This window comes from Nocardia sp. NPDC004573, from assembly GCF_053602135.1.
The window spans coordinates 45,101-70,288 of the sequence record NZ_JBSGDA010000006.1; the positions used below are offsets into that span (position 1 = coordinate 45,101).

At 69.9% G+C, this 25,188-nt stretch carries 27 protein-coding genes and 1 riboswitch; of the genes, 14 read left to right on the top strand and 13 right to left on the bottom strand.

The window, feature by feature from the left end:
- The first annotated feature begins 167 nt into the window (after positions 1 to 167).
- The 3 genes from ACWEKR_RS11670 to ACWEKR_RS11680 all read left to right on the top strand — a co-directional run bounded on the left by ACWEKR_RS11670 (position 168) and on the right by ACWEKR_RS11680 (position 2,430).
- Positions 168 to 608: an Rv0361 family membrane protein gene (locus ACWEKR_RS11670; protein WP_452354446.1), complete on the top strand. Its 441-nt coding sequence runs from the start codon at positions 168 to 170 to the stop codon at positions 606 to 608.
- Positions 609 to 671: 63 nt separating this feature from the next.
- A riboswitch (SAM riboswitch) is annotated at positions 672 to 788 on the top strand.
- A 14-nt stretch (positions 789 to 802) separates the two neighbouring features.
- Positions 803 to 1,219, top strand: a complete 417-nt coding sequence (locus tag ACWEKR_RS11675) for a rhodanese-like domain-containing protein (RefSeq protein WP_159849403.1) — start codon at positions 803 to 805, stop codon at positions 1,217 to 1,219.
- Positions 1,216 to 2,430 carry an O-succinylhomoserine sulfhydrylase gene (locus ACWEKR_RS11680; protein ID WP_452354447.1) on the top strand — a complete coding sequence of 405 codons (1,215 nt, stop codon included), beginning with the start codon at positions 1,216 to 1,218 and terminating at the stop codon, positions 2,428 to 2,430. Before ACWEKR_RS11675 ends, ACWEKR_RS11680 begins: the two co-directional genes overlap by 4 nt.
- A gap of 21 nt (positions 2,431 to 2,451) precedes the next feature.
- Here the strand turns inward: ACWEKR_RS11680 and ACWEKR_RS11685 are convergent, their stop codons facing one another.
- Both ACWEKR_RS11685 and ACWEKR_RS11690 read right to left on the bottom strand, forming a co-directional pair.
- Positions 2,452 to 3,972, bottom strand: coding sequence for a serine/threonine-protein kinase (locus tag ACWEKR_RS11685; RefSeq protein ID WP_452354448.1), 1,521 nt, complete (start codon positions 3,970 to 3,972; stop codon positions 2,452 to 2,454).
- Between the two features lie 108 nt (positions 3,973 to 4,080).
- A complete protein-coding gene (locus ACWEKR_RS11690; protein WP_452354449.1) occupies positions 4,081 to 4,533 on the bottom strand; it encodes an RpiB/LacA/LacB family sugar-phosphate isomerase in 453 nt (150 codons plus the stop codon).
- Positions 4,534 to 4,622: 89 nt separating this feature from the next.
- Between ACWEKR_RS11690 and ACWEKR_RS11695 the strand changes: the two genes are divergently transcribed.
- Positions 4,623 to 5,252: a type 1 glutamine amidotransferase family protein gene (locus ACWEKR_RS11695; protein ID WP_452354450.1), complete on the top strand. Its 630-nt coding sequence runs from the start codon at positions 4,623 to 4,625 to the stop codon at positions 5,250 to 5,252.
- 49 nt (positions 5,253 to 5,301) lie between these two features.
- The gene (locus ACWEKR_RS11700; RefSeq protein WP_452354451.1) at positions 5,302 to 5,751 is read left to right on the top strand and encodes a MarR family winged helix-turn-helix transcriptional regulator; all 450 of its coding nucleotides are present in this window, start codon (positions 5,302 to 5,304) and stop codon (positions 5,749 to 5,751) included.
- Between the two features lie 266 nt (positions 5,752 to 6,017).
- On the opposite strand, the gene ACWEKR_RS11705 is transcribed toward ACWEKR_RS11700, so the two are convergent.
- Positions 6,018 to 6,776 carry an HAD-IIA family hydrolase gene (locus ACWEKR_RS11705; RefSeq protein WP_452354683.1) on the bottom strand — a complete coding sequence of 253 codons (759 nt, stop codon included), beginning with the start codon at positions 6,774 to 6,776 and terminating at the stop codon, positions 6,018 to 6,020.
- 245 nt (positions 6,777 to 7,021) lie between these two features.
- Here ACWEKR_RS11705 and fgd point away from each other — a divergent pair, with 245 nt between their 5' ends.
- On the top strand, positions 7,022 to 8,032 hold the full coding sequence (fgd, locus tag ACWEKR_RS11710; RefSeq protein ID WP_452354452.1) for a glucose-6-phosphate dehydrogenase (coenzyme-F420): 1,011 nt from the start codon (positions 7,022 to 7,024) through the stop codon (positions 8,030 to 8,032).
- Positions 8,033 to 8,101: 69 nt separating this feature from the next.
- Here fgd and ACWEKR_RS11715 read toward each other — a convergent pair whose 3' ends face one another.
- Positions 8,102 to 8,608: a nitroreductase/quinone reductase family protein gene (locus tag ACWEKR_RS11715; RefSeq protein ID WP_452354453.1), complete on the bottom strand. Its 507-nt coding sequence runs from the start codon at positions 8,606 to 8,608 to the stop codon at positions 8,102 to 8,104.
- Between the two features lie 86 nt (positions 8,609 to 8,694).
- On the opposite strand from ACWEKR_RS11715, the gene pta reads away from it, so the two are divergent.
- Together pta and ACWEKR_RS11725 are read left to right on the top strand one after the other, a co-directional pair.
- Positions 8,695 to 10,767 (top strand): phosphate acetyltransferase, encoded by a 2,073-nt coding sequence (gene pta, locus ACWEKR_RS11720; RefSeq protein ID WP_452354454.1) that lies wholly within the window; start codon positions 8,695 to 8,697, stop codon positions 10,765 to 10,767.
- Between the two features lie 102 nt (positions 10,768 to 10,869).
- On the top strand, positions 10,870 to 12,081 hold the full coding sequence (locus tag ACWEKR_RS11725; protein ID WP_452354455.1) for an acetate kinase: 1,212 nt from the start codon (positions 10,870 to 10,872) through the stop codon (positions 12,079 to 12,081).
- Here ACWEKR_RS11725 and ACWEKR_RS11730 read toward each other — a convergent pair.
- The 3 genes from ACWEKR_RS11730 to ACWEKR_RS11740 all read right to left on the bottom strand — a co-directional run bounded on the left by ACWEKR_RS11730 (position 12,078) and on the right by ACWEKR_RS11740 (position 17,141).
- Positions 12,078 to 14,480 (bottom strand): tetratricopeptide repeat protein, encoded by a 2,403-nt coding sequence (locus ACWEKR_RS11730; protein ID WP_452354684.1) that lies wholly within the window; start codon positions 14,478 to 14,480, stop codon positions 12,078 to 12,080. The two genes, ACWEKR_RS11725 and ACWEKR_RS11730, sit on opposite strands and share 4 nt — an antisense overlap.
- A 298-nt stretch (positions 14,481 to 14,778) precedes the next feature.
- Positions 14,779 to 15,762 (bottom strand): glutamate ABC transporter substrate-binding protein, encoded by a 984-nt coding sequence (locus ACWEKR_RS11735; protein ID WP_195084305.1) that lies wholly within the window; start codon positions 15,760 to 15,762, stop codon positions 14,779 to 14,781.
- Positions 15,759 to 17,141: a hypothetical protein gene (locus tag ACWEKR_RS11740; RefSeq protein WP_452354456.1), complete on the bottom strand. Its 1,383-nt coding sequence runs from the start codon at positions 17,139 to 17,141 to the stop codon at positions 15,759 to 15,761. The genes ACWEKR_RS11735 and ACWEKR_RS11740 overlap by 4 nt, the downstream gene beginning before the upstream one ends.
- A 184-nt stretch (positions 17,142 to 17,325) precedes the next feature.
- Here ACWEKR_RS11740 and ACWEKR_RS11745 point away from each other — a divergent pair, with 184 nt between their 5' ends.
- Entirely contained in the window at positions 17,326 to 18,018 is a 693-nt protein-coding gene (locus tag ACWEKR_RS11745; RefSeq protein WP_452354457.1) for an NUDIX hydrolase, read from the top strand.
- Between the two features lie 9 nt (positions 18,019 to 18,027).
- On the opposite strand, the gene thiE is transcribed toward ACWEKR_RS11745, so the two are convergent.
- The gene (gene thiE, locus ACWEKR_RS11750) at positions 18,028 to 18,726 is read right to left on the bottom strand and encodes a thiamine phosphate synthase (protein WP_452354458.1); all 699 of its coding nucleotides are present in this window, start codon (positions 18,724 to 18,726) and stop codon (positions 18,028 to 18,030) included.
- A gap of 58 nt (positions 18,727 to 18,784) precedes the next feature.
- Between thiE and thiO the strand changes: the two genes are divergently transcribed.
- Genes thiO through thiG form a run of 3 tightly spaced genes read left to right on the top strand, consistent with a single transcriptional unit; the run spans position 18,785 to position 20,842 of the window.
- The gene (gene thiO, locus ACWEKR_RS11755; RefSeq protein WP_452354459.1) at positions 18,785 to 19,858 is read left to right on the top strand and encodes a glycine oxidase ThiO; all 1,074 of its coding nucleotides are present in this window, start codon (positions 18,785 to 18,787) and stop codon (positions 19,856 to 19,858) included.
- Positions 19,855 to 20,073 carry a sulfur carrier protein ThiS gene (thiS, locus tag ACWEKR_RS11760; protein WP_159849376.1) on the top strand — a complete coding sequence of 73 codons (219 nt, stop codon included), beginning with the start codon at positions 19,855 to 19,857 and terminating at the stop codon, positions 20,071 to 20,073. The genes thiO and thiS overlap by 4 nt, the downstream gene beginning before the upstream one ends.
- Positions 20,066 to 20,842 carry a thiazole synthase gene (gene thiG, locus ACWEKR_RS11765; RefSeq protein WP_452354460.1) on the top strand — a complete coding sequence of 259 codons (777 nt, stop codon included), beginning with the start codon at positions 20,066 to 20,068 and terminating at the stop codon, positions 20,840 to 20,842. Before thiS ends, thiG begins: the two co-directional genes overlap by 8 nt.
- Positions 20,843 to 21,134: 292 nt before the next feature.
- Here the strand turns inward: thiG and ACWEKR_RS11770 are convergent, their stop codons facing one another.
- Positions 21,135 to 22,121 carry an aldo/keto reductase gene (locus tag ACWEKR_RS11770; protein WP_452354461.1) on the bottom strand — a complete coding sequence of 329 codons (987 nt, stop codon included), beginning with the start codon at positions 22,119 to 22,121 and terminating at the stop codon, positions 21,135 to 21,137.
- A 150-nt stretch (positions 22,122 to 22,271) separates the two neighbouring features.
- Positions 22,272 to 22,739 (bottom strand): DUF6194 family protein, encoded by a 468-nt coding sequence (locus ACWEKR_RS11775; RefSeq protein ID WP_452354462.1) that lies wholly within the window; start codon positions 22,737 to 22,739, stop codon positions 22,272 to 22,274.
- Between the two features lie 62 nt (positions 22,740 to 22,801).
- Between ACWEKR_RS11775 and ACWEKR_RS11780 the strand changes: the two genes are divergently transcribed.
- Positions 22,802 to 23,536: a MerR family transcriptional regulator gene (locus tag ACWEKR_RS11780; RefSeq protein WP_452354463.1), complete on the top strand. Its 735-nt coding sequence runs from the start codon at positions 22,802 to 22,804 to the stop codon at positions 23,534 to 23,536.
- A gap of 42 nt (positions 23,537 to 23,578) precedes the next feature.
- On the opposite strand, the gene ACWEKR_RS11785 is transcribed toward ACWEKR_RS11780, so the two are convergent.
- Positions 23,579 to 23,827: a hypothetical protein gene (locus tag ACWEKR_RS11785; protein WP_452354464.1), complete on the bottom strand. Its 249-nt coding sequence runs from the start codon at positions 23,825 to 23,827 to the stop codon at positions 23,579 to 23,581.
- On the bottom strand, positions 23,824 to 23,988 hold the full coding sequence (locus ACWEKR_RS11790; protein WP_452354465.1) for a hypothetical protein: 165 nt from the start codon (positions 23,986 to 23,988) through the stop codon (positions 23,824 to 23,826). The genes ACWEKR_RS11785 and ACWEKR_RS11790 overlap by 4 nt, the downstream gene beginning before the upstream one ends.
- Before the next feature lie 184 nt (positions 23,989 to 24,172).
- Between ACWEKR_RS11790 and ACWEKR_RS11795 the strand changes: the two genes are divergently transcribed.
- The gene (locus tag ACWEKR_RS11795; RefSeq protein ID WP_452354466.1) at positions 24,173 to 24,916 is read left to right on the top strand and encodes a helix-turn-helix transcriptional regulator; all 744 of its coding nucleotides are present in this window, start codon (positions 24,173 to 24,175) and stop codon (positions 24,914 to 24,916) included.
- 41 nt (positions 24,917 to 24,957) lie between these two features.
- On the opposite strand, the gene ACWEKR_RS11800 is transcribed toward ACWEKR_RS11795, so the two are convergent.
- Positions 24,958 to 25,122, bottom strand: a complete 165-nt coding sequence (locus ACWEKR_RS11800; protein ID WP_452354467.1) for a hypothetical protein — start codon at positions 25,120 to 25,122, stop codon at positions 24,958 to 24,960.
- Positions 25,123 to 25,188 lie beyond the last annotated feature (66 nt).

Genomic DNA, 25,188 nt, shown 5'->3' on the forward strand with positions numbered 1-25,188 from the left:
CTCCCGCGTCGGTGCGTGAACTCGGCAGATGCCATCGAAAGCCACGATCGTGGCTTACCCGCTCGGGTGCGACCTATCGCGGCCGACGCGATCTGCCCGCCCTGCCGCCGCGGTGGCAGCCAGGGGCCGCGCGCTGGATACCGGCGCCGACCAGGGATCATCGAGTCATGACCGAACAGCAGCCGGAGGACGAGATCGTCCGCGTCGATCAGACCGACAAGCGCTCGGTGGTCCCGTTCGTGGCGGCCGCGGTGGTGGCGGCCATCGTGCTGATCGCGATCGTGCTCGGCGGTGTGCTGTCGCCCGCTGAGAAAAATGTCACACAGTCCGACCGCATCGCGGCGGCCGTACGCAACTTCGTCGACGGCGCCAACCGCAGCGACGCCGTGCCGCCGCCCGGCACCGCGTGCCGGGATTTCGACGCGAGCCGCTCGCCGCTGGCGGGCCAGGACGGCACCGGAAAGCCGGTCGAGATCACGAAAATCGACAACCCCATGGTGGACGGCGACCGCGGGAAGGCGACCGTGACCACGACGGTGGGCGGCCGGGAGGCGACGTCGACCTGGAATCTCACCAGGTCGGGCGGCAAGTGGCTGGTCTGCACCTGAGCGCTCGCACGGTCCCGGCCACCGTTTGACAGGGTGACCCGGGTCGGTGCAATCTCAGTCGAAGGTCATGAGAACCAGTGTCAAGCCCCGGCATTGCTGGTCGGCAACCCTCCTCCGCGGTGGGGTGCTCCGGGTGACGACCTGGCGGCGCCTCGGTCCCGGGCGCGGCAAGTGCGGATTCGCAGGAGGTGCACATGAGTTATGCCGGTGACATCACTCCGCAGCAGGCGTGGGAACTGCTGCGCGACAATCCCGAAGCCGTCCTGGTGGACGTGCGGACGGAAGCGGAATGGAAATTCGTCGGCGTTCCCGACACGAGCTCGATCGACCGGCCGACCGTACTGATCGAATGGGTCGATTCCACCGGTGCGCGCAACGAGGCGTTCGTCGAGCAGTTGAAGCAGGCGCTCGACGGTCACGACCCCGACGCTCCCGTCGTCTTCCTCTGTCGCTCCGGTCAGCGTTCCGTGGGCGCGGCGATCACCGCCACCTCGGCGGGTTACCGCACCTCCTACAACGTGCTCGAGGGCTTCGAGGGTCCGCTGGACGAATTCGGGCATCGCGGCGGCGCGGGCTGGCGTGCCCTCGGACTGCCCTGGCGGCAGTCGTGATCACCGGCGGCGCGTTCGACAAGCCGCTGCCCGACGGCGTCGGTCCCGCGACGCTCGGCGTGCGCGGCGGGCTGCGGCGCTCCGGTTTCGAGGAGACCGCCGAGGCGCTCTATCTGACCTCCGGCTTCGTCTACGAGAGCGCCGAGGCCGCCGAGGCCGCGTTCACCGGCGAGGTCGAACACTTCGTCTACTCCCGCTACGGCAACCCGACGGTGGCCATGTTCGAGGAGCGGATGCGCCTGCTCGACGGCGCCGAGGCGTGCTTCGCGACCGCCAGCGGCATGTCCGCGGTGTTCACCGCGCTGGGCGCGTTGCTGGGCGCGGGCGACCGGCTCGTCGCCGCGCGCAGCCTGTTCGGTTCGTGCTTCGTGGTGTGCAACGAGATCCTGCCGCGCTGGGGCGTGGAGACCGTCTTCGTCGACGGCGAGGACCTCGAACAGTGGGAACAGGCGCTGTCGGTGCCCACCCAGGCGGTGTTCTTCGAGACGCCCGCAAACCCGATGCAGACCTTGGTCGACGTGCGCCGGGTGACCGAGCTGGCGCACGCGGCGGGCGCGAAAGTCGTGCTGGACAACGTGTTCGCCACTCCTCTGCTGCAACGCGGCTTCGAGTTCGGCGCCGACGTGGTGGTCTACTCGGGCACCAAGCACATCGACGGCCAGGGGCGGGTGCTCGGCGGCGCGATCCTCGGCGCCGCGGACTACATCGACGGCCCGGTGAAAACGCTGATGCGCCACACCGGTCCGGCGCTGAGCCCGTTCAACGCGTGGACGCTGCTCAAGGGCCTGGAGACGATGCCGCTGCGGGTCCGCCATTCGACCGAGTCCGCCTTGCGCATCGCCCGCTTCCTGGAGAGCAACCCGGCCGTGAACTGGGTGCGCTACCCGTTCCTGGAATCACATCCGCAGCACGCTCTGGCCACCGGCCAGATGAGCGGGGGCGGCACCGTGGTCACCTTCGAATTGAACGCGCCCGAAGACCAGGCGAAGAAGCGTGCTTTCGAGGTGCTCAACCGGCTGCGCATCGTCGACATCTCCAACAACCTCGGTGACGCCAAGTCCCTGATCACGCATCCCGCCACCACGACACACCGCGCCATGGGCCCCGAAGGCCGGGCCACCATCGGCCTGACCGACGGCGTCGTGCGCATCTCGGTGGGTCTCGAAGACGTCGAAGACCTGCTCGACGACCTCGATCACGCCCTTTCCTGACCCGAACGTCGCACGGACCGGTCAGCGGACCGGCAGGGTGACGCCGGGCGACGACGGGGCGCCGTGCAGGACCACGTGGCTTGCCGCCTCGTCTTTCTTGTCGTTCTTCTTGCCGTTCTTGTTCTTGTTTCCCGGCAGGTCGAAGGCCAGCCGGATCGTGCCGACGCGGCCGGGAGCGATTCGCGCGAAATCATCGCCGGACGGATTGAGTTCGGCGGTGCCCGCCGCGTCGGGCGGAACGGAGCGGCCGCCGGTGGTGACCAACCGTTGATCCGAGATGACCAGGGTTTGTTCCTGGTCGGACACGTTGGTGACGGTCAGCGTCACGGTGGTGCGGGAACCATTCGCGGTCGCCGCACCGGTCACCGCGAAAGCGAAATTCCCGTCGCGCGCGGCGGGCACCGAATCGGCGGGTTGCCCGCCGGTCGAGGGCAGCGACGGGTCGGTCGGCGTGGTGGCTTCGGGCGTCGTCGGACCGGCGACGGGTGCGGACCCGATGTCGATGCCGCCGCTCAGCAGCCACAGCGCCCCTGCGGCGACGAGCACCGCCCCTGCGGCGAGAGGTATCCATCGGCTCTTATGCCGGCGATCGCGCGGCCCCGGCGCCGGTGACCAGTCCCCGGGCGTCGGCTGTGCCGAGGTGTCGGCGGGCATGATCCGGGTCGCCGGTAGGCCGTTCGCTGTCGGGGAGCGCACGGCAGGCGGACTCGCAGGCACGTGCGCGGACCGGTTCAGGGCCGCCGACGCCGCCGCGGCGAAATCACCCGCGCTGTCGTAACGTGCGTCCGGCTCTTTCGCCATACCCCGGGCGATGACGTCGTCGAGCGCGGCCGGGACACCGCCGACGGCCCGCGAGGCGCGCGGTGGTCCGCTCATCAGGTGTGCGCGCATCTGCTGCGCGGGGTCGCCCGCGCCATAGGGCGGTTGTCCGGTGAGCGCTTCGTACAGGACGCAGGCCAGTGAGTAGACATCGGAACGCGCATCGGCCGTGCCGGTGAATCGCTCCGGCGCCATGTACCCCAGCGTGCCCACCACCAGTCCGGTCGCGGTGAGCGCGGTGCCGTCGGCGGCGCGGGCGATGCCGAAGTCGATCAGGTACACGAAACCGCTGGTGTGCAGGAGTATGTTGCCCGGCTTCACATCGCGGTGCACGAGTCCGGCCGCATGTGCGGCATCCAGCGCCTCGGCGGCCTGGGCGATGACGTCGACGGCCCGGTTCGGTGGAAGGGGGCCGGACTTCAATCGGGTGCCGAGGTCGATGCCGTCGATGTAGGCCATCTCCAAGTACAGATGACCGTCCACCTCGCCGAACGCGTGAATGGGCACGATGTGCGGGTTGCGCGCCCGGGCACCCGCTCGCGCTTCCCGCTCGAACCGCTGCCGGTAGAGCGAATCGGCGGTGAACGCCGCCGACAGCACCTTGAGGGCAACGGCACGGCCGTCGTGGTCGTGGGCCAACCACACCTCACCCATGCCGCCACGACCCAGCAAGCGTTCCAGGGAATAGTTCCCGAACGCGCCACCGGCGCTCTGCGCGGACATGTCTCGACCGTATCGCCTGGGTCGCGTCGCGAGTGTTGGCGGGCGGTCGTCGCTCACCGGAGGTCGGCGGTGCCGCCGGGTGCCGGGCGAAGACGGCAGTGTCCGTCGTCAGGCATCGGCGGTGCGTTCGATGTCGGCGAGATGGGCGATGTTGGCCTGGTCGTCGGGGGACGAACTCGGGTCGGTGGTGAACCAGGCGTCGAGGATCTCGCGGAGTTCGGCGCTGGAGGTGGAGCGCAGGCTCAGGGCGAGGACGTTCGCGTCGTTCCAGGTGCGGGCGCCCGCCGCGGTCGAGGCGTCGGCGCAGAGGGCGGCGCGGACGCCGGCGACCTTGTTGGCCGCGATCGAGGCGCCCGTGCCGGTCCAGCAGCAGACGACGGCTTGGTCGGCGTGCCCGGAAGCGACGTCGCGGGCCGCCGCCTCGCTGGCCCACGCCCAGTCGTCGCGCTCCTCGTCGGACAGCGCCCCGTGCGGCACGATCTCGTGCCCGCGCTTGCCGAGTTCATCGACCAGTTCCGCGGCTACCCCCACCCGCTCGTCCGCCGCCACCGAAATCCGCATGCCCCCAGCGTAGTTGCCGGTCCGTCGTGTCGGTTCGCCTTCGGCTGCGGGTATTGACAGTATACTGTCAAATATGACAGCATACTGTCATGGCAACGAAGACAGTGCACATGGCCGTTTACGACACGCTCGCCGACTGGGAGGTGGGCGCGGCCACCGCGCACATCAACAAGCCGAGCTGGCATCGAGAGCCGGGAACGTGGCGGGTCCGGACGGTCGGTCCGACCGCGGAGCCGATCACCACGATGGGTGGGCTGCGCATCGTGCCGGACGTCGTGCTCGCCGACCTCACGCCCGCGGACAGCGCGATGCTGATCCTGCCGGGCGCGCAGACCTGGGAAGGACCGGAGCTGGATCCGTTCGCGCGCAAGGCGTGCGAATTCGTGGGCGCGGGCGTTCCGGTCGCCGCGATCTGCGGCGCGACGTTCGGGCTGGCCAAGGCGGGTCTGCTCGACACTCGCAAGCACACCAGCAACGTCGCGGAATTCCTCGTCTACAGCGGATATTCGGGCGCGGACCACTACGTCGAGGCGCCCGCGGTCACCGACGGTGACGTGATCACCGCCGGCGCGAGCGCGCCGTTCGAATTCGCGCGCGAGGTGCTCGGCAGGCTGGGCGTGTACGAGCCGCACGTGCTGGACGGCTGGTATCGATTGTTCGCGCACGCGGATCCGGCAGGCTGGGCCGTGCTCGCGGAGTACGACGCGCAGCACGCGTGAGCGATAATCGCCGGTGATCCGGCCGGATCACGGCAGCGGGAGGCGACGCATGACCCCTGAACAGGAACTGTTCGCCGCGGCGGCGATCACCTCGTTCCGTTTGAACGGTCAATTCCTCGCGGTGGCCGAGGATCTGGCGCGCCCGGCGGGCCTGACCGCCGCGTGGTGGCAGGTGCTGGGTGCGGTGACGCGCGCGCCGCTGTCCGTCGCGGGCATCGCCCGCGAAATGGGCATCACCCGGCAGAGCGTCCAGCGCATCGCGGATCTGCTGGTGGACAAGGGCCTCGCCGAATACCGTCCCAATCCCGCCCACCGGCGCGCGAAGCTCGTCGCGATCACCGACGCGGGCCTGGCCGCGGTGGGCCGCATCAATCCGCAACACAAGGTGATGGCCGAACGGCTCGTGGACGAGCTCGGCCGCGAGCAGCTCGCGCGGGCGGTGGAGGCGCTCACCGCGCTGTCCGCCGCGATCGACGCGATCACCGCGGACGGTGTCTGACCGCGGCAACCGGCGAATCGCGTTCCACCGCAGCGAACGTCGCCGTTTCGCATGGCGAAGCGGGCCGGGCATCGAAGGCCGTTCGAGCCCGGCCCGCCGTCCGCTCGACAGGGGTTGTCGCGGATGGCGTCTGTCCGGCGGCGCTGGGCGACTTCCGAGACCCCGCTGGTCGGTGCAGTGGGTATCCAGTCGGCGGATCTCATCGCACGCAGTGGTAGGCGGCGTGCGATTCACTCGCCGGTGGCCGTCTCGGCCGGACGACCCGCTCAGTCGGCGAACGGGGACTTGGTCTTTCCGATCAGGTCGGCGACGGAGTCCACCACCATCGTGGGACGGTAGGGGTAGGCCTCGAACGACGCGCGGGTGGAGATCCCCGAGGTGACCAAGATGGTGCGCATGCCCGCTTCCAAGCCCGAGATCACATCGGTGTCCATCCGGTCGCCGATCATGACCGTCGACTGGGAATGCGCGCCGATGCGACGCAGTGCGGAGCGCATCATCAGCGGATTGGGCTTGCCGACGTAGTACGGGTCGCGTCCGGTGGCGCGGGTGATCAGCGCGGCCACCGACCCGGTGGCGGGCAGCGAACCATCCCGGGATGGCCCGGTCGGGTCGGGGTTGGTCGCGATGAAACGAGCGCCCCGCTCGACCAGCCGGATCGCGGTGGTGATCGCTTCGAACGAGTACGTGCGGGTCTCGCCGAGGACGACGTAGTCCGGATCGCTGTCGGTCAGCACGTAGCCGATCTCGTGCAGCGCGGTGGTGAGCCCGGATTCGCCCACCACGTAGGCGGTGCCGTTGGGGCGCTGTTCGTTCAGGAAGGTGGCGGTGGCCAGGGCCGAGGTCCAGATCGCCTCTTCCGGGATGTCGAGCCCGGTGTGCCGCAGTCGTGCCTGCAAGTCACGCGGAGTGCGGATCGAGTTGTTCGTCAGCACCAGGAACGGCGTTTCGTTGGCGCGCAGTTCGGCGAGGAACTTGTCGGCGCCCGGGATGAGATGGTCCTCGTGCACCAGCACGCCGTCCATATCGGTCAAGTAGGACAGGATCGGCTCATCGTCTGCGGTCACGCGGGCCATTATCCGCTATCGCTCCGCCACGGAGACGGCGCCGACCGGTTGCGGCATCTTTCGGAGAAACATTTCGCCCCCGGTGCGGCGTTTTGGGCTGGGAAGATCATCCGCGCCATGCCGTCGGCGCGGAGGCGGCAGCGTTGACTACTGTCGAGGACGGATCGCGATGGCGGCGAAACAAAACGCGAGGAGCGTGGCAGATGAGCGGACTCAAGCTCGGATACAAGGCATCGGCGGAACAGTTCGGCCCCCGTGAACTCGTCGAGATCGCGGTGCTGGCCGAAGAACACGGCTTGGACAGCGCCACGGTGAGCGACCATTTCCAGCCCTGGCGGCACAAGGGCGGGCACGCGCCCTTCTCGCTGGCCTGGATGGCCGCGGTGGGCGAGCGCACCCAGCGCATCCAGCTCGGCACCTCGGTGCTCACCCCGACGTTTCGCTACAACCCCGCGGTGATCGCGCAGGCGTTCGCCACCATGGGCTGCCTGTACCCGGATCGCGTCATGCTCGGCGTCGGCACCGGTGAGGCGCTCAACGAGATCGCCACCGGATACACCGGCGAGTGGCCGGAATTCAAGGAGCGTTTCGCGCGCCTGCGGGAGGCGGTCGACCTGATGCGCGCCCTGTGGACCGGCGACCGCGTCGATTACGACGGCGAGTACTACAAGACCGTCGGCGCCTCCATCTACGACGTGCCCAAGGGCGGCATCCCGATCTACATCGCCGCGGGCGGCCCGTTGGTCGCGCGGTACGCCGGACGCGCGGGCGACGGCTTCATCTGCACCTCGGGCAAGGGCATGGACCTCTACACCGAGAAGTTGATGCCCGCCGTCGCCGAGGGCGCGGCGAAAGCGGGGCGCAGCGTCGACACCATCGACCGGATGATCGAGATCAAGCTGTCCTACGACACCGATCCGGAGCTGGCCAGGGAGAACACCCGGTTCTGGGCGCCGCTCTCGCTCACCGCGGAGCAGAAGCACAGCATCACCGACCCGATCGAGATGGAGGCCGCCGCCGACGCGCTGCCCATCGAACAGATCGCCAAGCGCTGGATCGTCGCCGACGACCCCGACCAGGCGGTCGAACAGATCAAGCCCTACCTCGACGCCGGGCTCAACCACCTCGTCTTCCACGCCCCCGGGCACGACCAGCGCCGTTTCCTCGACCTCTTCCAGCGCGACCTGGCCCCCCGCCTCCGCGCCTTGGCCTGAATTCTCACCAGTGGCACACCACGCCAGCGCCTTCTCGGCCGATGCCGCGGTGGTGTGCCACTCGTGCGGCTATGCCCGGCGGAGGGCGAAGATGCGGAGGTCCCGGGTGGTGCGGGTGCGGTAGGCGGCGTAGGCGCCGGTGATGTCGACGAAGCGTTGGAAGACGGCGTCTTTGTCGGGGTCCTGGACCGGAGTGGCGGTCACCTGGATGCGTTCGCCCGCGATCGCCACCGTCGCGGTGGGGTTCGCCAAGAGGTTGGCGGTCCAGGCGGGGTGGTGCGCCTGGCCGAAGTTGCTGCCGATCACGTAGAGGGTGTCACCGTCGTGCACGTACAGCAGCGGCTGGGTGCGTGGTCGGCCGGACTTGCGGCCGATGGTGGTGAGCAGGATGACGGGCGCGCCGATCGGGCCGAGCACGGTGTACTTGGCGTCGGTGCGCTCCAGCACCGCGCGATCCAGCGGGGTGAGGGCGCGAACGAGCCGGGAGCCGGGCTTTGTCGCGGCGAATCTGCTGGCCGTGCGGGCGAAGAGATTGGTGCGCGAACCCCACTGCCGATCCGGAAAATGCTCAGCCATGACCGGACTATAGCGGCGTGGGGAACCGGGGTGACGACCGTCGCGCGGAGCGGCCCGGTTGCCGCTGGTTCACTAAGCTCTCGGACATGGCCGACAACGCTCCATCCGCCGTGTACATCGCCTCTCCCGAGGGCGACACCGGTAAGTCGACGGTGGCTCTCGGGGTATTGCAGATGCTGTGCGCGACGACCGCGCGGGTCGGGGTGTTCCGGCCGATCACGCGTTCGACCACCGAGCCCGACTACATCCTCGAACTGCTGCTCGAGCACAGCACGGCCGACATCGACTACGCGCAGGCGATCGGCACCACCTACGAGCAAGTGCACGCCGATCCGGACGCGGCCATCAGCGAAATCGTCCTGCGCTTCCACGAGGTCGCCAAGCTGTGTGACGCGGTGGTCGTGGTCGGCAGTGACTACACCGACGTGGCCAGCCCCAGCGAACTGCGCTTCAACGCCAGGATCGCGGTCAACTTGGGCGCACCGGTGCTGCTGGTGGTGCGCGGCGCGGGACGCACCCCCGACGAGGTCGAGCAACTGGCCGAACTGTGCGCGGCCGAGCTGGCCTACGAGCACGCGCAGCTGGTCGCCATCGTCGCCAATCGGTGCGACCCGCAGCGGCTGGACGAGTTCGCGGCGGCGCTGCGCGGCTTCGCGGTGCCCTCCTGGACGCTGCCCGAGGTGCCGCTGCTGATCGCGCCGACCATGGCCGAGCTGTGCGCCGCCATCGGCGGCGAAATGTACAGCGGCGACCCGGAACTGCTGCACCGCGAGGCCTTGCGGATCATGGTCGGCGGCATGACGGCGGAGCACATCCTGGAACGGCTGGTGGAGGGCGTCGTGGTGATCGCGCCGGGCGATCGGTCGGACGTGCTGCTCAGCGTCGTCAACGCGCATGAAGCGGAAGGTTTTCCGTCGCTGTCGGGCATCATCATGAACGGCGGCCTGCTGCCGCACCCCGCGGTGGCGCGGCTGATGACCGGCCTGAAGCCGAAGCTGCCGATCCTCACCACCGAGCTCGGCACCTACGACACCGCGGGCGCCGCTTACCGCACCCGCGGCCGCATGTCCGCGGGCAACCCGCGCAAGGTGGACACCGCGCTGGCGCTGATGGAAGAACACGTGGACGCCGTCGAGCTGTTGCGGCGCATCGACGTTCCGCCCAGCCCGGTGGTCACGCCGCAGATGTTCGAATATCAGCTCATCGAACGCGCGCGAGCCGATCGCAAGCGGATCGTGCTGCCCGAGGGCGACGACGACCGCATCCTGCGCGCGGCGGGACGGGTGCTGCAACGCAAGATCGCCGATCTGGTCATCCTGGGCGACGAGACGACGGTGCGCGCCAGGGCGGCCGAGCTCGGGGTGGACATCTCCGCCGCGCAGGTGCTCGACCCACGCACCTCCGGCTACCTGGACGAGTTCGCCGCCGAGTACGCCGAACTGCGCAAACACAAGGGCATGACGCTGGAGCGGGCCCGCGAGACCGTCGCGGACATCTCGTATTTCGGCACCATGATGGTGTACAAGGGGATCGCCGACGGCATGGTCTCCGGCGCGGCACACACCACGGCGCACACCATCCGGCCGTCGCTGGAGATCATCAAGACGGTCGAAGGCGTGTCCACGGTCTCCAGCGTGTTCCTGATGTGCTTGGCCGACCGGGTGCTCGCGTACGGCGACTGCGCGGTCGTACCGGATCCGACGGCGCAGCAGCTGGCCGATATCGCGATCTCCTCCGCGGCGACCGCCGACCGCTTCGGCATCGAACCCCGCGTGGCGATGCTGTCGTACTCGACCGGTGATTCCGGCAGCGGGGCCGACGTGGACAAGGTGCGGGTGGCGACCAAGCTGACGCGCGAACGCGCGCCGGAATTGCCGGTGGAGGGGCCGATCCAATACGACGCCGCGATCGAACCGACCGTCGCCGATGCCAAGCTGCCCGATTCCGAGGTAGCGGGCCGCGCGACGGTGTTCGTGTTTCCCGATCTCAATACCGGCAACAACACCTACAAGGCGGTGCAGCGCAGCGCGGGCGCGATCGCGATCGGCCCGGTGCTGCAGGGGCTGCGCAAGCCGGTCAACGATCTGTCGCGGGGCGCGCTGGTGGCCGACATCGTCAACACCGTGGCGATCACCGCCATCCAGGCACAGGAGAGCTGATGCGCGCGCACACCGCTGCGGCGCGGTCGCGGCGCGGAACAATCGCGTCGTGATCGTGGTTGCCGAGCGAGTGCGGCGGGCCCGCGGGATACAGGAGGCGCGATGAGCAGGACGGCCGAGGGCATGGTGCTGGTGATCAACTCCGGTTCCTCGTCGATCAAATATCAGCTCCTGGACCCGGATTCGAGCGTAGTCGCGGCCTCCGGCATGGTGGAGCGGATCGGCGAGGACGAGGGCGGGCTCGAGCACCGCGCCGACGGCGAGACCACCGAGCGGCGGGAGCCGATCGCCGATCACGCCGCCGGACTGCGGCTGGTCTTCGATACGTTCGCCGCGACGGGCCACGACCTGGTGCGCGAGGGTGTGCGGGCGGTCGGGCACCGGGTGGTGCACGGCGGCGAGGTGTTCTACCGGCCCACGCTGATCGATGACGACGTGGTCGCCGCGATCTCCGACCTCGCTGCGCTGGCGCCGCTGCACAATCCGGCCAACGTCGCCGGGATCGAGAGCGCGCGGGCGCTGTTGCCGGGCGTTGCGCAGGTCGCCGTGTTCGACACCGCGTTCTTCCACGGCCTGCCCGCCGCCGCGAAGACCTATGCCATCGACGCCAAGGTGGCCGCCGCGCACGGCATCCGGAAGTATGGCTTCCACGGCACTTCACACGAGTACGTGTCCGGTTGTGCGGCCGAACTGCTCGGGCGCGACCCGGGTGAGCTGAACCAGATCGTCTTCCATCTGGGCAACGGCGCGTCGGCCTCGGCCATCCGCGGCGGGCGGCCGGTCGACACGAGCATGGGACTCACCCCGCTGGAAGGCCTGGTGATGGGCACCAGGTCCGGTGATCTGGATCCCGGCATCGTCGCGCATCTGGCCCGGTCCGCGCACCTGGACATCGACCGGATCGACACCCTGCTCAATCGCGATTCCGGCATCAAGGGCCTGTCCGGCGTGAACGATTTCCGCGAGCTGCGGCGACTCATCGACAGCGGGGACGAGGCCGCGCAGCTGGCCTACGACGTGTACATCCATCGGCTCCGGCGCTATCTGGGGGCCTATCTGATCGAACTCGGCGGGGTCGACGCGATCACCTTCACCGCCGGAGTCGGCGAGAACAGCCCGCAGGTGCGCGCCGACGCGCTGGCCGGCCTCACCGGCTTCGGCATCGAAGTCGATCCGGCGGCCAACACCGCGCGGAATCGTGCCGCGCGCCGCATCTCGCCGCCCGGTGCGCCGGTCGCGGTGCTCGTGGTGCCCACCAACGAGGAACTGGCCATCGCGCGTGCCGCCCGGCACGTGGTCGAGCGGCTCGGCTAGACCCAGGTCTTCGCACGGATCGCGTTGGCCAAGTCGACGAGCGCGTAGCGGTGCTTGCGATCGGGTGCTCCGCGCGCCAGGGAACGCAGGCCCGCCTCGGTGCCCGCGCGCAGTTCGCGCTCGGTGAAAGGCGCGCCGAACAGTGTGGCATCCGGACGCTTCGGCTTGTTGCCCGACTGGAGCCACGCCAAGGCCGCGCCGAGCACCAGCACCCGCATCTGCATCGCGCGGCTCTCGCCCGCGGGCAGACTCGACACCCGCGATGCCGAGATGTGCAGGGTGGCCTCGTCGAGGTCGGCCACCGGCGCGGCTGTGAGCAGGAACAGCACAGCGGTCATCCGCGCGGTGGTGAAATGCCGTGATGCCGCGGGCACGGCGTCCAGCGCCTGCACGGCCTCCTGCACCCGGTCGTCCGCGGCCAACTGCCTGGCCAGCCCGAAGGCGGCGCTCACCACGGTGCGGTCGGTACGCCAGACCGTCTCGTAGGCGTTCTCGGCGTAAGCGCGCCATTGCTCGGGGTCCGGCGAATCCCAGTGCTGGAGTACGAGTTCCGCGGTGGCGGCCAGCGCGAGCTGCGGGGCGAGCTCGCCGGGGAGCATGCGGAAGACCTCATCGAAATTCGAGAAGGCGCGCTCGTACTCCCGGTCGAGCAATTCGGCCATGCCGCGATACCAGCTCACCCGCCACTCCCGTTCGGGCAGACGCCCGAGCAGATCCAGCACCGTCGCCGACTCCCGCAGATCGAGCCGCACGCGCGCCTCGGCGAGGGCTAGTTCCAGATCGAATGTCTCCGGGGCGTTGCCGGGATCGGCGTCGGCTCGCTCGCGGGCGTCGCGCAGCGCCTCCAGCGCGTGGGACGGCTCGGGATGCACCGCGGCCGAGAGCAACGGGGCCGACGGATCGGCCGGATCGAGTAGCGGGATCGGCAGCCCCGCCACCACCTCGAGCGCGTCCAGCAGGCTGCTGCGGGGGCGGCCGTCGGTGTAGGCGTCGGTTTGGCTGATCAGTTCCTCGGTGCCGAAACTGGCCCGCGGCGGCGTGAAGACGGTGGACAGCTGCGGATGCTCGGTGTCGGTCTCCAGCGCGAGGATCTCCCGCAGCACGCCCGACATCTGGGCGGACATCGCACGCGCGGAGGGGAAGCGGCGGTGCGGATCCAGGTCGGTGGCGCACAGCAGCAGACGATGGAAGGACTCGTAGCGCGCCAGCACCGGCTCGTCGGCGGGATCGGGGAGCCCGTCGAGATAGCGTCCGTGCTCCGAGGGCATGTGCAGGGTGAGCACGGCCAGCGTGCGCCCCACGGTGTAGATGTCGGAGGCGACGGTCGGGCCGGTGCGCGCGATCTCCGGCGCCTGGAATCCCCTCGTGCCGTACAGGTTCCCGTATGCCTCGATGGTGGCGACGGCGCCGAGGTCGATCAGCTTCACCTGGTCCTCGGTGACCATGATGTTGTCCGGCTTGAGGTCGTTGTAGGTCAAACCGGTCGAGTGCAGGTATTCCAGCGCGGGCAGGATCTCCAGCAGGTAGGCGATCGCCTCGGTGACCGGCATGCGCTTGGGCCGCTCGTAGGAGTCGAGGATGTCGCGCAGCGAACGGCCGCCCACGTACTCCATGACGATGTAGCCGACGGGGGTGCCGTCCGCACCGGTGTGCTCGACGAAGTTGTAGATCTTGACGATGCTGGGATGCGCCACCTCGGCCAGGAATTGGCGTTCGGCCATGGCCACCGCCTGCGCTTCGCCGTCGCCGGCGTGCAGCAGGCCCTTGAGCACCACCCAGCGGTCGCTGACGTTGCGATCGATCGCCAGGTAGATCCAGCCGAGTCCGCCGTGGGCGATGCATCCCTGGATCTCGTACTGCCCCGCGACCATGTCGCCCGCGTGCAGCGTGGGCCGGAAGTCGAACGGCGCCTCGCACGTGGCGCAGGCGCCCGCCGTGGTCGCGGGCCGGGTCGCCGTCGCCCGGCCGACCGGTTTGCCGCAGCGCCAGCAGAATCGCCTGCCCTCGGAGACCACCGCGTCGGCGAGCACGGCGTCGCGGGGATCCGCCGGCGTCACCGAGGGGATCGGCACGAGGCCCGCGCCGAGCCGCCGCACCGCGGGGCGGGTTCGCGCGGTGCGCACGCTGCGTCCGGAAGTGCGCTGCGGGGATGACGTGGGGCCGGAGGAGGTGCGGCGCGTTTCGTCGTGTTCCGCCGCAGCGGTCCTCGGCTGGTCGCGCGCCTTCTCCGTGCCGGGGATTTCGTCCGCCGCGTGCGCAGGCGGCTTCTCCGGTCCGGAGCCGCGCGTCCATGCGACCGTGCTCGACGGCGTGCCCGGACGGTTGACCTGCAGGCGGGTGGCGTCCGAGTCTTGTTCGGCCGCGGTCTGTTCCGGCGTGCCAGGACGGTTGACCTGCATACGGGTCGCGTTCGAGTGTTGTTCGGCCGCTGCCTGTTCCGGTGTGTCCGATGCTGTGGGTGCAAGCTCCTCGGCGGCCGCCGATTCCGGATCGATCGAGCCCGACCGTCGCCCTGCTGCTGGAGAGTGACCGTCCAGGTGCCGTGTGCCCGCGTGATCAGCGCGCGGCGGTTTCCCGCCCGGATGACGCCCTGCCGATCCGGTGCATCCGCCCTCGAACACCTCGGCCGGGCCGGGCCGCCCCGGAGCGGTCTCGTCCGGGTCGGGCTCGGGGGCGGGCCGTGTGCTCATCGGCCGGTCAATCCTGATAGGTAGGGGTGGGCGGGGCGGGAACGGGACCGAGGACGGTGAGGTATTTCTGGTACAGCCCGACCCACGTCCCGTCGTTGCGGATGCGTTCCAGCGTGCCGTTGACGAAACGCACGAGATCGTCGTTGCCCTTGGTGATGCCGATGCCGTACGGCTCTTCGCTGATGCTGCTGCCGACCAACTCGGTGTACGGGTCCTGCGCGGCCAGGCCGGCGAGGACGGCGTCGTCGGTGCTGACCGCGTCGACCTGGCGCTGTTGCAGGACGACCAGGCAATCGGCCCAGCTGGGCACGGTGAGGATGGTCGCGGCGGGCTGGTCACGCCGCATGTGTTCCAGCGACGTGGTGCCGGTGACGATGCACACCCGGCGGCCCGCCAGATCGGCCAGGCTCCGGATGCCGGAGTTCTTCACCGCGAGCACCCGCTGATTCGCGTGCAGGTAGACGGTGGAGAACGCGACCTTCTCGCGCCGTTCGCAAGTGATCGTCATGGTTTTGGCGACCAAATCCACCGTGCGGTTCTGCAACGCCGTCTCGCGTTCGGCGGAACCGAGGCTGCGGAACTCCACCAGATCCGGGCTGCCGAGCAGGTCGCGGGCCACCTCCCTGGCGATGTCGGCGTCGAAGCCGACGATGGCGCCGGATACCGGGTCGCGGTAGCTGAACAGATTGCTGCCGGTGTCCAGGCCGACGAGCAATCGCCCGCGCGCCCGGATCGCATCGATCGTGGGTCCGCGCGCGCCCGCCCCCGCGCCGGTCGGACGCAGGCTCGCCGTCGGGTCGCCACATCGCGGTGCGCCCGGCGGTGGCGGGACGGGCGAATCGGTGAGCACCGGAACCGCTCTGGCGGGAAACGGGGGATCGGTGTATTTCGGCGTCTTCGTCGACACCGGCGCGCTGGAGTCGCTCGCACAACCGCTTGTCAGCGCTACCACGAGGAGGGCGGCCACCAGAATGCCGCGCGCTGATCTCATCGGTACTCCCGAAGCCGGGGCCATATGCCCAGTCCGACATAGCCTGCCGCCAGAATGCCGAGCACCATCGCTCCCGCGCCCAGGAAGTCCAGGACCCGTGCGGCCTGGGATATCTCGCTGCGCAGCGTGTCCCTGGTCTCGGCGATGCCTTGCTCGAGCGAACGATCCAGCGCCTCCACCTGCACGGTGGCGTCCGCCGAGCCGGGACCGGTCGCCACCACGGCCGCGCTGTTGAAATCGCCCTTGGCCAGCGCGTCGTTCATGCGCTGATGCGCCACCCGCCACCGTGCCAGGGCCGGAACGGCGTTGCGCACCTCGTCCGCCGCCGGAGCGGAGGAGGGATATTTGCCGATCAGATCGGCCAGTCGTTCGATGTCCGCGTCGTAGGTGCGGTCGTAGTCGCCGGTCGCGTCCCGGCGCACCAGTTTCAACGTCTCCGCGGCGCGCGCCTGCTGGGCGAGGATCCGGCTCTCGGTCAGGCGCGAGGAGGGCACCGCGCCGTCGTCGCGTGCGCTGATCATGGACGTCGCCGACACCGACCCCGCGATCACCGTCCACGCCAACAGGATCAGCATGGACACCGAGGCGAGCAGCAGGCCCGGATTGAGCACGCGCTTCCAGCGCTGCGCCAGATCCCGCTGGACCCAGACCAGCACGCCGAGGGTGAGGATCAGCAGTCCGATCGCGGCCCAGGGCGGGCGCACGTGATTGCGCTGCGCGTCGGCCACCGCCGCCGACCGATGATTGTGCAGCTCTTCGGCCATCGGCAGCAGCGTCGTCTGCATCTGATTGGACGCCTCGCTCAAATACGCCGCGCCCACCGGATATCCGCTGCGATTGTTCGTCCGTGCGGTTTCCACCAGACCGGAGTACACCGGCAGGCCGGTGACTATGCCCGTGCGCAGCCGGGCATCCGGGTCCAGCGCCGCGTTCGGCCCGACGTCGCGGTCGGATCGGGTCACCAATTCCGCGGCCGCTTCGCCCAGCGCCTGTGTGTAGCGATCACGCACCGCCTGCGGTTCGAGCCCGCCCGCGATGAACGCGGTGCTGGCCGCGGCGTCGGCGATCGACAGCGAAGTGTAGAGCCGGTGGGCGGAATGCGCGTCCGGCTCGGTGTCGTAGAGCAAGACGTCCAGGCTCTGCTGCCGGTCGCCGACGGTCGCGGCGGTCATCGAGCCCGCGGCCAGGCACAACCCGATCAGCAGCAGTCCGAGCGCGATCAGCCGTCCGGGTGAGGAATTGGCGAACGACCGCAGATCGGCCAGGTCGAGACGTTCGCGCACCACCGCGACGCTCAGCCCGCCCGGCTCGTCCCCGTCGGCGGTCTCGGGCGCGGACGATGGCCGGAGTTCGGCCGTCGTCGGCTCGGAGCTAGCCATGTCCACCTCCCCAGTCTGGGCCGCGTACGCGGATTTCTCGACGGGTGGACCGAATATTCGATCGACCCGTGCGTGTTGGTGCGGAGTTTATTGTGGTCGTACGGACGCCGCGGCGTGTGAAACACCCCCGGTTGGGAGGCAACGGCGGTGGGGTGCCGCCGTAGCCGGACGAGGATGGTACGAGATGCGTGGTGACGGTGACGGTTGGTCGCGTGGCCCGGACGGACTGCGGCACTGGGGTCGCTTCGGTGCGGCCGGACTTCTCCTGCGCGCTCCGCTGGCCGCGGGCGGTTCGGCGGTGCTGCTGCAACACCGCGCTCCCTGGAGTCACCAAGGCGGGACCTGGGCCTTGCCCGGCGGGGCGCGCGACAGTCACGAGACGCCCGTGCACGCGGCGGTCCGCGAGGCGTGGGAGGAGGCGGGCATCGATCCCGCCGACGTCCGGGTGCGCGGCGAGCGGGTGACGGCGTCGGCCCTGAGCGGCTGGACCTACACCACCGTCGTCGCCGACGCGGTGATGATCCTCCCGACCACCGGAAACGGCGAGAGCGTCGAATTGGTCTGGGTCCCCGAGGACGAGGTCGAGGCCCGCCCGCTGCATCCGGGTTTCGCCGCGTCCTGGCCCACGCTGCGCGCCGCCCCCGCGCGGGTGCTGGCTGCCGAGATCGGGGACGACCACGCCGTCGCCGCCGCGCTGCCGCGCACACTCGACCTCGCCGACCTCGGTTTCGTCTGGTTGCATTCGGATCCCGCCGGACCGGGAGACTACGCCAGGATCGTCGACGAGCCGGGTGCGCAGGTCGTGGAGCCCACGTCGAGCGGAAACACGGCGGTGGAGACGGCGCTGTCGTTCACCCGCGGGCAGCTGCTGTCCTGACCACGGCGCTCACGCGTTCGCGAGCAGCGCCGTTTTCAGCTGCCGCGCCGCGGCTTCCGGATCGCGCGCCTCGGTGATCGCGCGCACCACGACGACCCGCTTCGCCCCGGCCTCCAGCACTTGCCCGAGGTTGCCCGCGTCGATCCCGCCGATCGCGAACCACGGCCGGGTGGGATGGGCCTCCGCGGTGGAACGGATCAATTCGGGGCCCGCCGCCTGCCTGCCGGGTTTGGTGGGAGTCGCCCAGATGGGGCCGGTGCAGAAGTAATCGATGTGCTCGTCGATCGCGGCGAGCCCGGCTTGGGCGCGGTTGTGCGTGGATCGTCCGATCACCACGTCGGGCCCGAGGATCCGGCGCGCGTACCAGGGCGGCAGGTCGCCTTGCCCGAGGTGCAGCACGTCGGCGGTCGCGGCGAGGGCGATGTCGGCGCGGTCGTTCACCGCGACCAGCCCGCCGTGCCTGCGCGCGGCGGCCTTGAGTTCGGCGAGCGCGCCGAGTTCGGCCCTGGCCTCCAGCGGGCCGAACTGGGCCTCGCCCGGGGACCCTTTGTCTCTGAGTTGGATGATGTCGACTCCGCCTGCGAACGCGGCCTCGGCGAACTTGGCCAGATCGCCCTTCTCCCGGCGGGCGTCGGTGCACAGATACAGGCGCGCGTTCGCCAGACGTTCCCGCGGCGAGGCGGGTCGATTCGGGTGGGAGGGTTGCACGCCTTCGACCGTAGCCGCGCTACCGTGGGGATGCGAAACAGGAGGCAGGTGGATCGGGATGCGGACTCTGGCCGTCGTCGGTGGCGGGGCCATCGGACTGGCCGTGGCCTGGCGCGCCGCCGAGTCCGGTTGGTCGGTCACGCTCCTGGATCCCGCTGTGGCTTCGGGCGCGTCGTGGGTGGCCGGGGGCATGCTCGCGCCGCTGTCGGAGGGCTGGCCCGGGGAGGACCGGGTGCTCGAGTTCGGCGCGGCGTCGCTGGCCCGCTGGCCGGACTTCGCCGCCCGGGTGACGGCCGCGACCGGTGTCGCGGTCTTCGTCGCCGACGAGACCATGACCGTCGCGCTGGACGCGGCCGACGCGGCCGATCTGCGCACCGTGGCCGACTGGGTCGGCGGACGCGGGCACGAGCTGCATCTGCTGGACCGCGCCGCAGTGCGCGAGCGGGAGCCGGACCTGGCCAGGACGGTGCGCGCCGCGCTGCTGGCGCCCGCCGAACCGGCGATCGACAATCGCAAACTGGTCGCCGCGCTGCGGCAGGCAGGAGAGGCGGCAGGCGTCGTGGTGCGCGCCGAATCCGTGGACTCGCTGACAGAACTTCCGCACGATCAAATCGTTCTCGCCGCTGGGGCCGCCTCGGCCGCGTTGTGGCCGGAACTGCCGGTCCGCCCGGTGAAGGGCGAGATCCTGCGCCTGCGGCGTCGCCCAGGCGTCGCCCCCGCGCCGCGCCGGGTGATCCGGGCCCGGGTGCACGGTCGGGCGGTCTACCTGGTGCCGCGCGCCGACGGGATCGTCGTGGGCGCCACGCAGTACGAGGCGGGTTTCGACACCGCGGTCACGGTCGCGGGCGTCCGCGACCTGATCGCCGACGCGGAGGCGGTGTTCCCCGGCATCGGCGAATACGAGCTCGCCGAGGCGAGCGCGGGTTCGCGGCCGGGCAGTCCGGACAACCTGCCGCTGATCGGCCGGCTCACCGACCGGATCGTCGCGGCCACCGGGCACGGCCGCAACGGCATGCTGACGTTGCCGCTCACCGTGGACGCGGTGCTCGGCCTGCTCGGCGGGGCAGTGCTGCCCGAAGCGGAAGCCGCCGATCCGCAACGGTTTTCGACGACTGTAGGAGGAATCAGATGACGCTGTCATCCGTCCCCGTCGGTGTCACGGTGAACGGCGACGAGCACGAGTTCGCCGAGCCGCTGACCGTGCGCGAGCTGCTGGAACGCCTCGGGCTGCCGTGCCGGGGCGTCGCGCTCGCGGTGGACGGCGCGGTGTTCCCCAAGTCGCGCTGGGACGAACCGGTCGGGCGCGGCTGGGAGATCGAGGTGCTGACGGCGGTTCAAGGTGGCTGAGGCATCCGGACCGGCCGACGCCCCGCTGCGCATCGCCGACCGGGAGTTCGGCTCCCGCCTGATCATGGGCACCGGCGGCGCGGAGAACCTGGCCGTGCTGGAGGAGGCGCTGATCGCCTCCGGCACCGAGCTGACCACGGTGGCCATGCGGCGCGTCGACGCCGCGGGCGGCACCGGTGTGCTCGATGTGCTGAAACGGCTGGACATCGCGCCGCTGCCGAACACGGCGGGCTGTCGCACCGCGGCCGAAGCGGTGCTCACCGCGCAGTTGGCGCGCGAGGCGCTGGACACCGACTGGGTCAAGCTCGAGGTCGTCGCGGACGAGCGCACTCTGCTGCCCGATCCGATCGAACTGCTCAGTGCTGCTGAACAACTCGTCGACGACGGGTTCGTCGTGCTGCCTTACACCAACGACGATCCGGTGCTGGCCCGTCGTCTAGAGGACGCCGGTTGCGTGGCGGTGATGCCGCTGGGTGCGCCCATCGGCACCGGGCTGGGTATCGGCAATCCGCACAACATCGAGATGATCGTCGCCGACGCGAACGTCCCCGTCATCCTGGACGCGGGCATCGGCACGGCCAGCGACGCCGCTCTCGCCATGGAACTCGGCTGCTCGGCGGTGCTGCTGGCCACGGCCGTGACCAGGGCGCGCCGCCCCGAGCTGATGGCCGCGGCGATGGCGGACGCCGTTCGCGCCGGATATGCGGCGCGGCTGGCCGGGCGCATCCCCAAACGCTTCTGGGCACAGGCGTCGTCCCCCGCGCTGTGAGGGGCCGAGCCCGCGTCCGATAGTCGGTGACGGCGATCGGAATCCTCGAGTCGTTCGGGCACGAGGCGTCTGACGACACCTCACGGGGGCGAGTCCGGGGCATGGAATGCGGGGCCCGCGCCGGACTCGGCCGTCGACGACGTGAGGCTCGCACGTCATAGCGGGGAGGTCACCGCTTGGCGGGCGAGTCCGGGGCGGTGGGGCGTGCGGGCTCAGCCGTTGACAACGTGAGGCTCGCACGTCATAGCGGGGAGGCCACCGCTTGGCGGGCGAGTCCGGGGCGGTGGGGCGCTCAGCCGTTGACGAAAGTGAGGTTTGTCGCGTCGTAGCGGGTGCCCGCGACCTGATCGGGCGGAGCGGCGGCCTCGATGGCGGCGAGCTCGTCGGCGGAAAGCTCGATGGTCAGCGCGGCGAGGTTCTCCTCCAGGTAGCGCTGCCGCCGAGTGCCGGGGATCGGGACCACGTCGTCGCCGCGGTGCTGCACCCAGGCCAACGCGAGCTGGCCCGCCGTGACGCCCTTCACCGCGGCCAACTCGTTCAGCTTCGCGACGATGGCGAGGTTGCGTTCGAGGTTGCCGTCGGCGAAACGCGGCTGGCTGCGCCGCACGTCGTTGTCCGCCAGACCCTCGACCGAGCTGTACTTGCCGGTCAGGAATCCGCGCCCGAGCGGGGAGAACGGCACCACGCCGATGCCGAGCGCGCGGCAGACCGGGAGGATCTCCGTCTCCAGGTCGCGGGTCCACAGCGACCACTCGCTCTGCAACGCGGCGATCGGATGCACCGCGTGGGCGCGCCGGATGGTGTCCGCGCTCGCCTCCGAGAGCCCGAGATGGCGGACCTTGCCCGCCCGTACCAGTTCGGCCATCGCGCCGACGGTCTCCTCGATCGGCACCTGCGGGTCGACCCGGTGCAGGTAGTAGAGGTCGATGTGGTCGACTCCGAGCCTGCGCAGCGAAGCCTCGCACGCCTCGCGCACGTAGGCGGCGTCGCCGCGGATGCGGGTCGGCTCGCCCAGCCGGTTGGCGAAGCCGAACTTCGTGGCCAGCACCACGTCGTCGCGCCGCCCCGCGATGGCGCGCCCGATCAACTCCTCGTTGTGCCCGGCGCCGTAGAAGTCGGCTGTGTCCAGCAAGGTGACCCCGAGGTCGAGAGCGTGGTGCAGCGTCGCGATCGATTGCTCGTCGTCCGCGGCGCCGTACCCGTGACTCATGCCCATGCACCCCAGGCCCTGCGCGGAAACCGCCAGTTCACCGAGCTGCCGGGTGGGGATGTCGGTCATGCTGCTACCTCCTGCACTCGAATTCTTCGGCCTCGACGCTAGGTGCTGGAGCGCGCTCCATGTCAACAGTGCGGAAGCCGATTTCGCGAGTGGCACATGGTGGAGGAGATTCCCGCGTTTCGCCGCGACCATGTGCCGCTCGCGGGTCCGCTAAGGACGCGTTGGGCGGCGTTCGCGGCGGGCGCGGGCGAGTTGGTAAGCGGTGCGGAGGAGGGTGCGGGTGGGCTCGGCGGTTCGGGGGCCGGGGTTGACGATCGCCAGCCAGCCTGCGGATGCGTAGACCGGGTGGGGGAGCACCGTGTCCGCCGCGCTCGGATCATCGGGCGGGGATGACTCTCGGGGGGTGTGGCCGGTCCAGTGGGTGAAGGCTTCTTTTCCGGCGGCGATGTTGACGCGGAATGTGTCGGGCCGGTTGAGGCGGGAACTTTCGTCGCCGGGGTAGTTCTTCGTCACGATCGTCGCGAAAGGCTGGGTCGTCGTCGGCACGACTCCGTCCGGCGCGAAGTAGAAGAACGTGTCGCCCCAGCTGATTTCGGGCGAGCCGTCATCAGGGCCGGGGCGCAGTGTCAGGACTCCGTCGAGGGCCGAGACGAAGTCGATGATCTCGTCGATGGTCATGATTCCAGCGTTTCATTAAGGTGCTTGTGGAGACTTTGAGCCGAATATGCAGGGGAATCACGGTGGCAACCCGCAACTCCACACTGCGCACGGCCGACGTGGCGCGTCGGTCGGGGTATTCCGTGCAGCAGATTCGCAATCTCGAAAGCGACGGCGTTCTGCCGACAGCGATCCGCTCACCGACGGGCTACCGCGGATACGGCGAGGTGCACGTGCGTTCCGCGCTCGCCTATCGAGCGCTGGCCGCGGGCGTCGGCCCCGTCGAGGCCAAGCGCATCGTTCGCACCGTCCACGAGGGACCGTTTTCCCAGGTGCTCGCCCTGCTCGATGCGGCACACGCCGGGCTGGACCGGGAACGCGCCGACTTGGCGCTCGCCGAGCGGGCGGCGGAGGCGATCTCGGCCGAGTCGATCGCCGACGTGCGGCCATCGGATGCGATGAGCGTCGCCGAACTCGCCGCCGCGCTGGGCGTGCGCCCGTCGACACTGCGGCATTGGGACGCGGAAGGACTCGTCGTCCCGGATCGCGCGACCGCGCAGGGCACGCGGCGGTACTCGCCCGCTCAGGTCCGGGACGCCCGGATCGTCCATCAGCTCCGCAGGGCCGGATACCGCGTCGACACGCTGAAGGCGTTGATGCCCGACCTGCCGCGCGGCCACCGATCCGATGACGTCGAGGCGGCGCTGGCGGCTCGGAAGGCGAATATCACCGCACGCTCCCACGCCCTGCTCGACGCGGCCGCCGCGCTCGCCGCCGTGCTCGCGCTCGCGGACGGTGCCGAGCCGCTGGGCCGCTGAGCTTCTGGGAACCGCGCTGACCTCGCGGCCCGCGGAGCCGCCCTAGTTCTGGCCCTCTGGCGGCAGATGACGCGGTAATACCTGGTCGTCCAGTTCTACGCCGGGCTGGTCGTTGCCATCCGGTCGGTCGACTATGCCGCGCGCCCGGAGCCACCGCTCGGCGGACAGCTTGCGCGGACACGATGGCGTACATGCGGCATGGAGTTTCAGCAAACCTTGTGCGTGCTTCTCATCGGCGGGCCAGTTGCTGTCTTCGCAGTAGTCCTGGATCCAGCTGCGCCGTGGCGTCATCGCTGGTCCTCGCGTTCGATGCGGTCCATTACGTCGCGGAAGGGAACTCGCTCGTCGGTATCGCCGCCGAGCTCGAGTAGCCACGGCAGGACCCAGAACACGATGATCAGCAGTCCGCCGACAGCGGCCATGACGGTAAGGGTGACTGCGAGTTCGGTCACTCCGAAACCCCCTTGCATTTGGTGTGGGTTGGTCGGCACCCGGCGCCGAGGAGTTCGGACTCGACCCGCCGCCGGGGCCACGTCCAGGATCGGTCGACGGGGCAGGTCGCCGCGATGACGGAACCGGCGTCAATCCGCCTCCATTCAAGGCGACATTTAGGCGTCAAAGCACTACCGTGTCGACATGGCTTCAGCACCCAACACGGCCCTCCGCGCGGCCCGGAACGCGCGTCTGATGAGCCAAGACGATCTCGCGCGGGCACTCAGGGAAGCGGGATGCGCCAGCGCGACCAAACGCCTTGTGCAGCGCTGGGAATCAGGGCTCACCACCAACCCACGGCCGTCGCACGCGCGAGCATTGGAGAAGGTCATGCGCCTACCGATCGAGTCTCTCGGATTCGGTGCGGTGATGGCCGGACGCAGCCTGTCCGGCGGCGAGGACGGGACCGTGGTCGACTCGGCTATCGGCGAAGTCGCACCCGAGCAGTACGCGGCCGCGCGGCGTCCGAGGACGCCGGGCAACTACTCGGGGATCTGGCTGTCGCGCTACGAGTATTACTCGTCCGGCCGCGACGCGACGTTCACCGCGGTGCATCACGTCGTCGTGTTGCAGCACGACAACCGCCTGACGGTCCGTAGCCTGCCGAACTCGGCGCAGTCGTCCATGGAGATGGACCTGACGGTGGACGGGCACGTCGCGACGGGCACATGGAGCGAGCACACCGCCCAAGACGGTTACTACCGTGGCGCGTATTACCACGGAGCGATTCAACTGCTGATCGAGTTGACCGGGGCGCGGATGGCGGGGAAGTGGGTCGGGTTCGGCAAGAGCTTCGAGATCAACTCCGGGCCGTGGGAATTGGTGTTGCGCGACTCCTCGACGTCCAAGGTCGCAATCGACACGTACGACCGACCGCCGGAGGTCTGACCTGCTCGTCGGCGGGCCCTGGATCCAGCTGCGCCGTGGCGTCATCGCTGGTCCTCGCGTTCGATGCGGTCCATTACGTCGCGGAAGGGAACTCGCTCGTCGGTATCGTCACCGAGCTCGAGTAGCCACGGCAGGACCCAGAACACGATGATCAGCAGTCCGCCGACAGCGGCCATGACGGTAAGGGCGACTGCGAGTTCGGTCACTCCGAAACCCCCTTGCATTGTGGTGTGGTTGGGTGGCGCCCGGCGCCGAGGATTCGGGGGTCCACC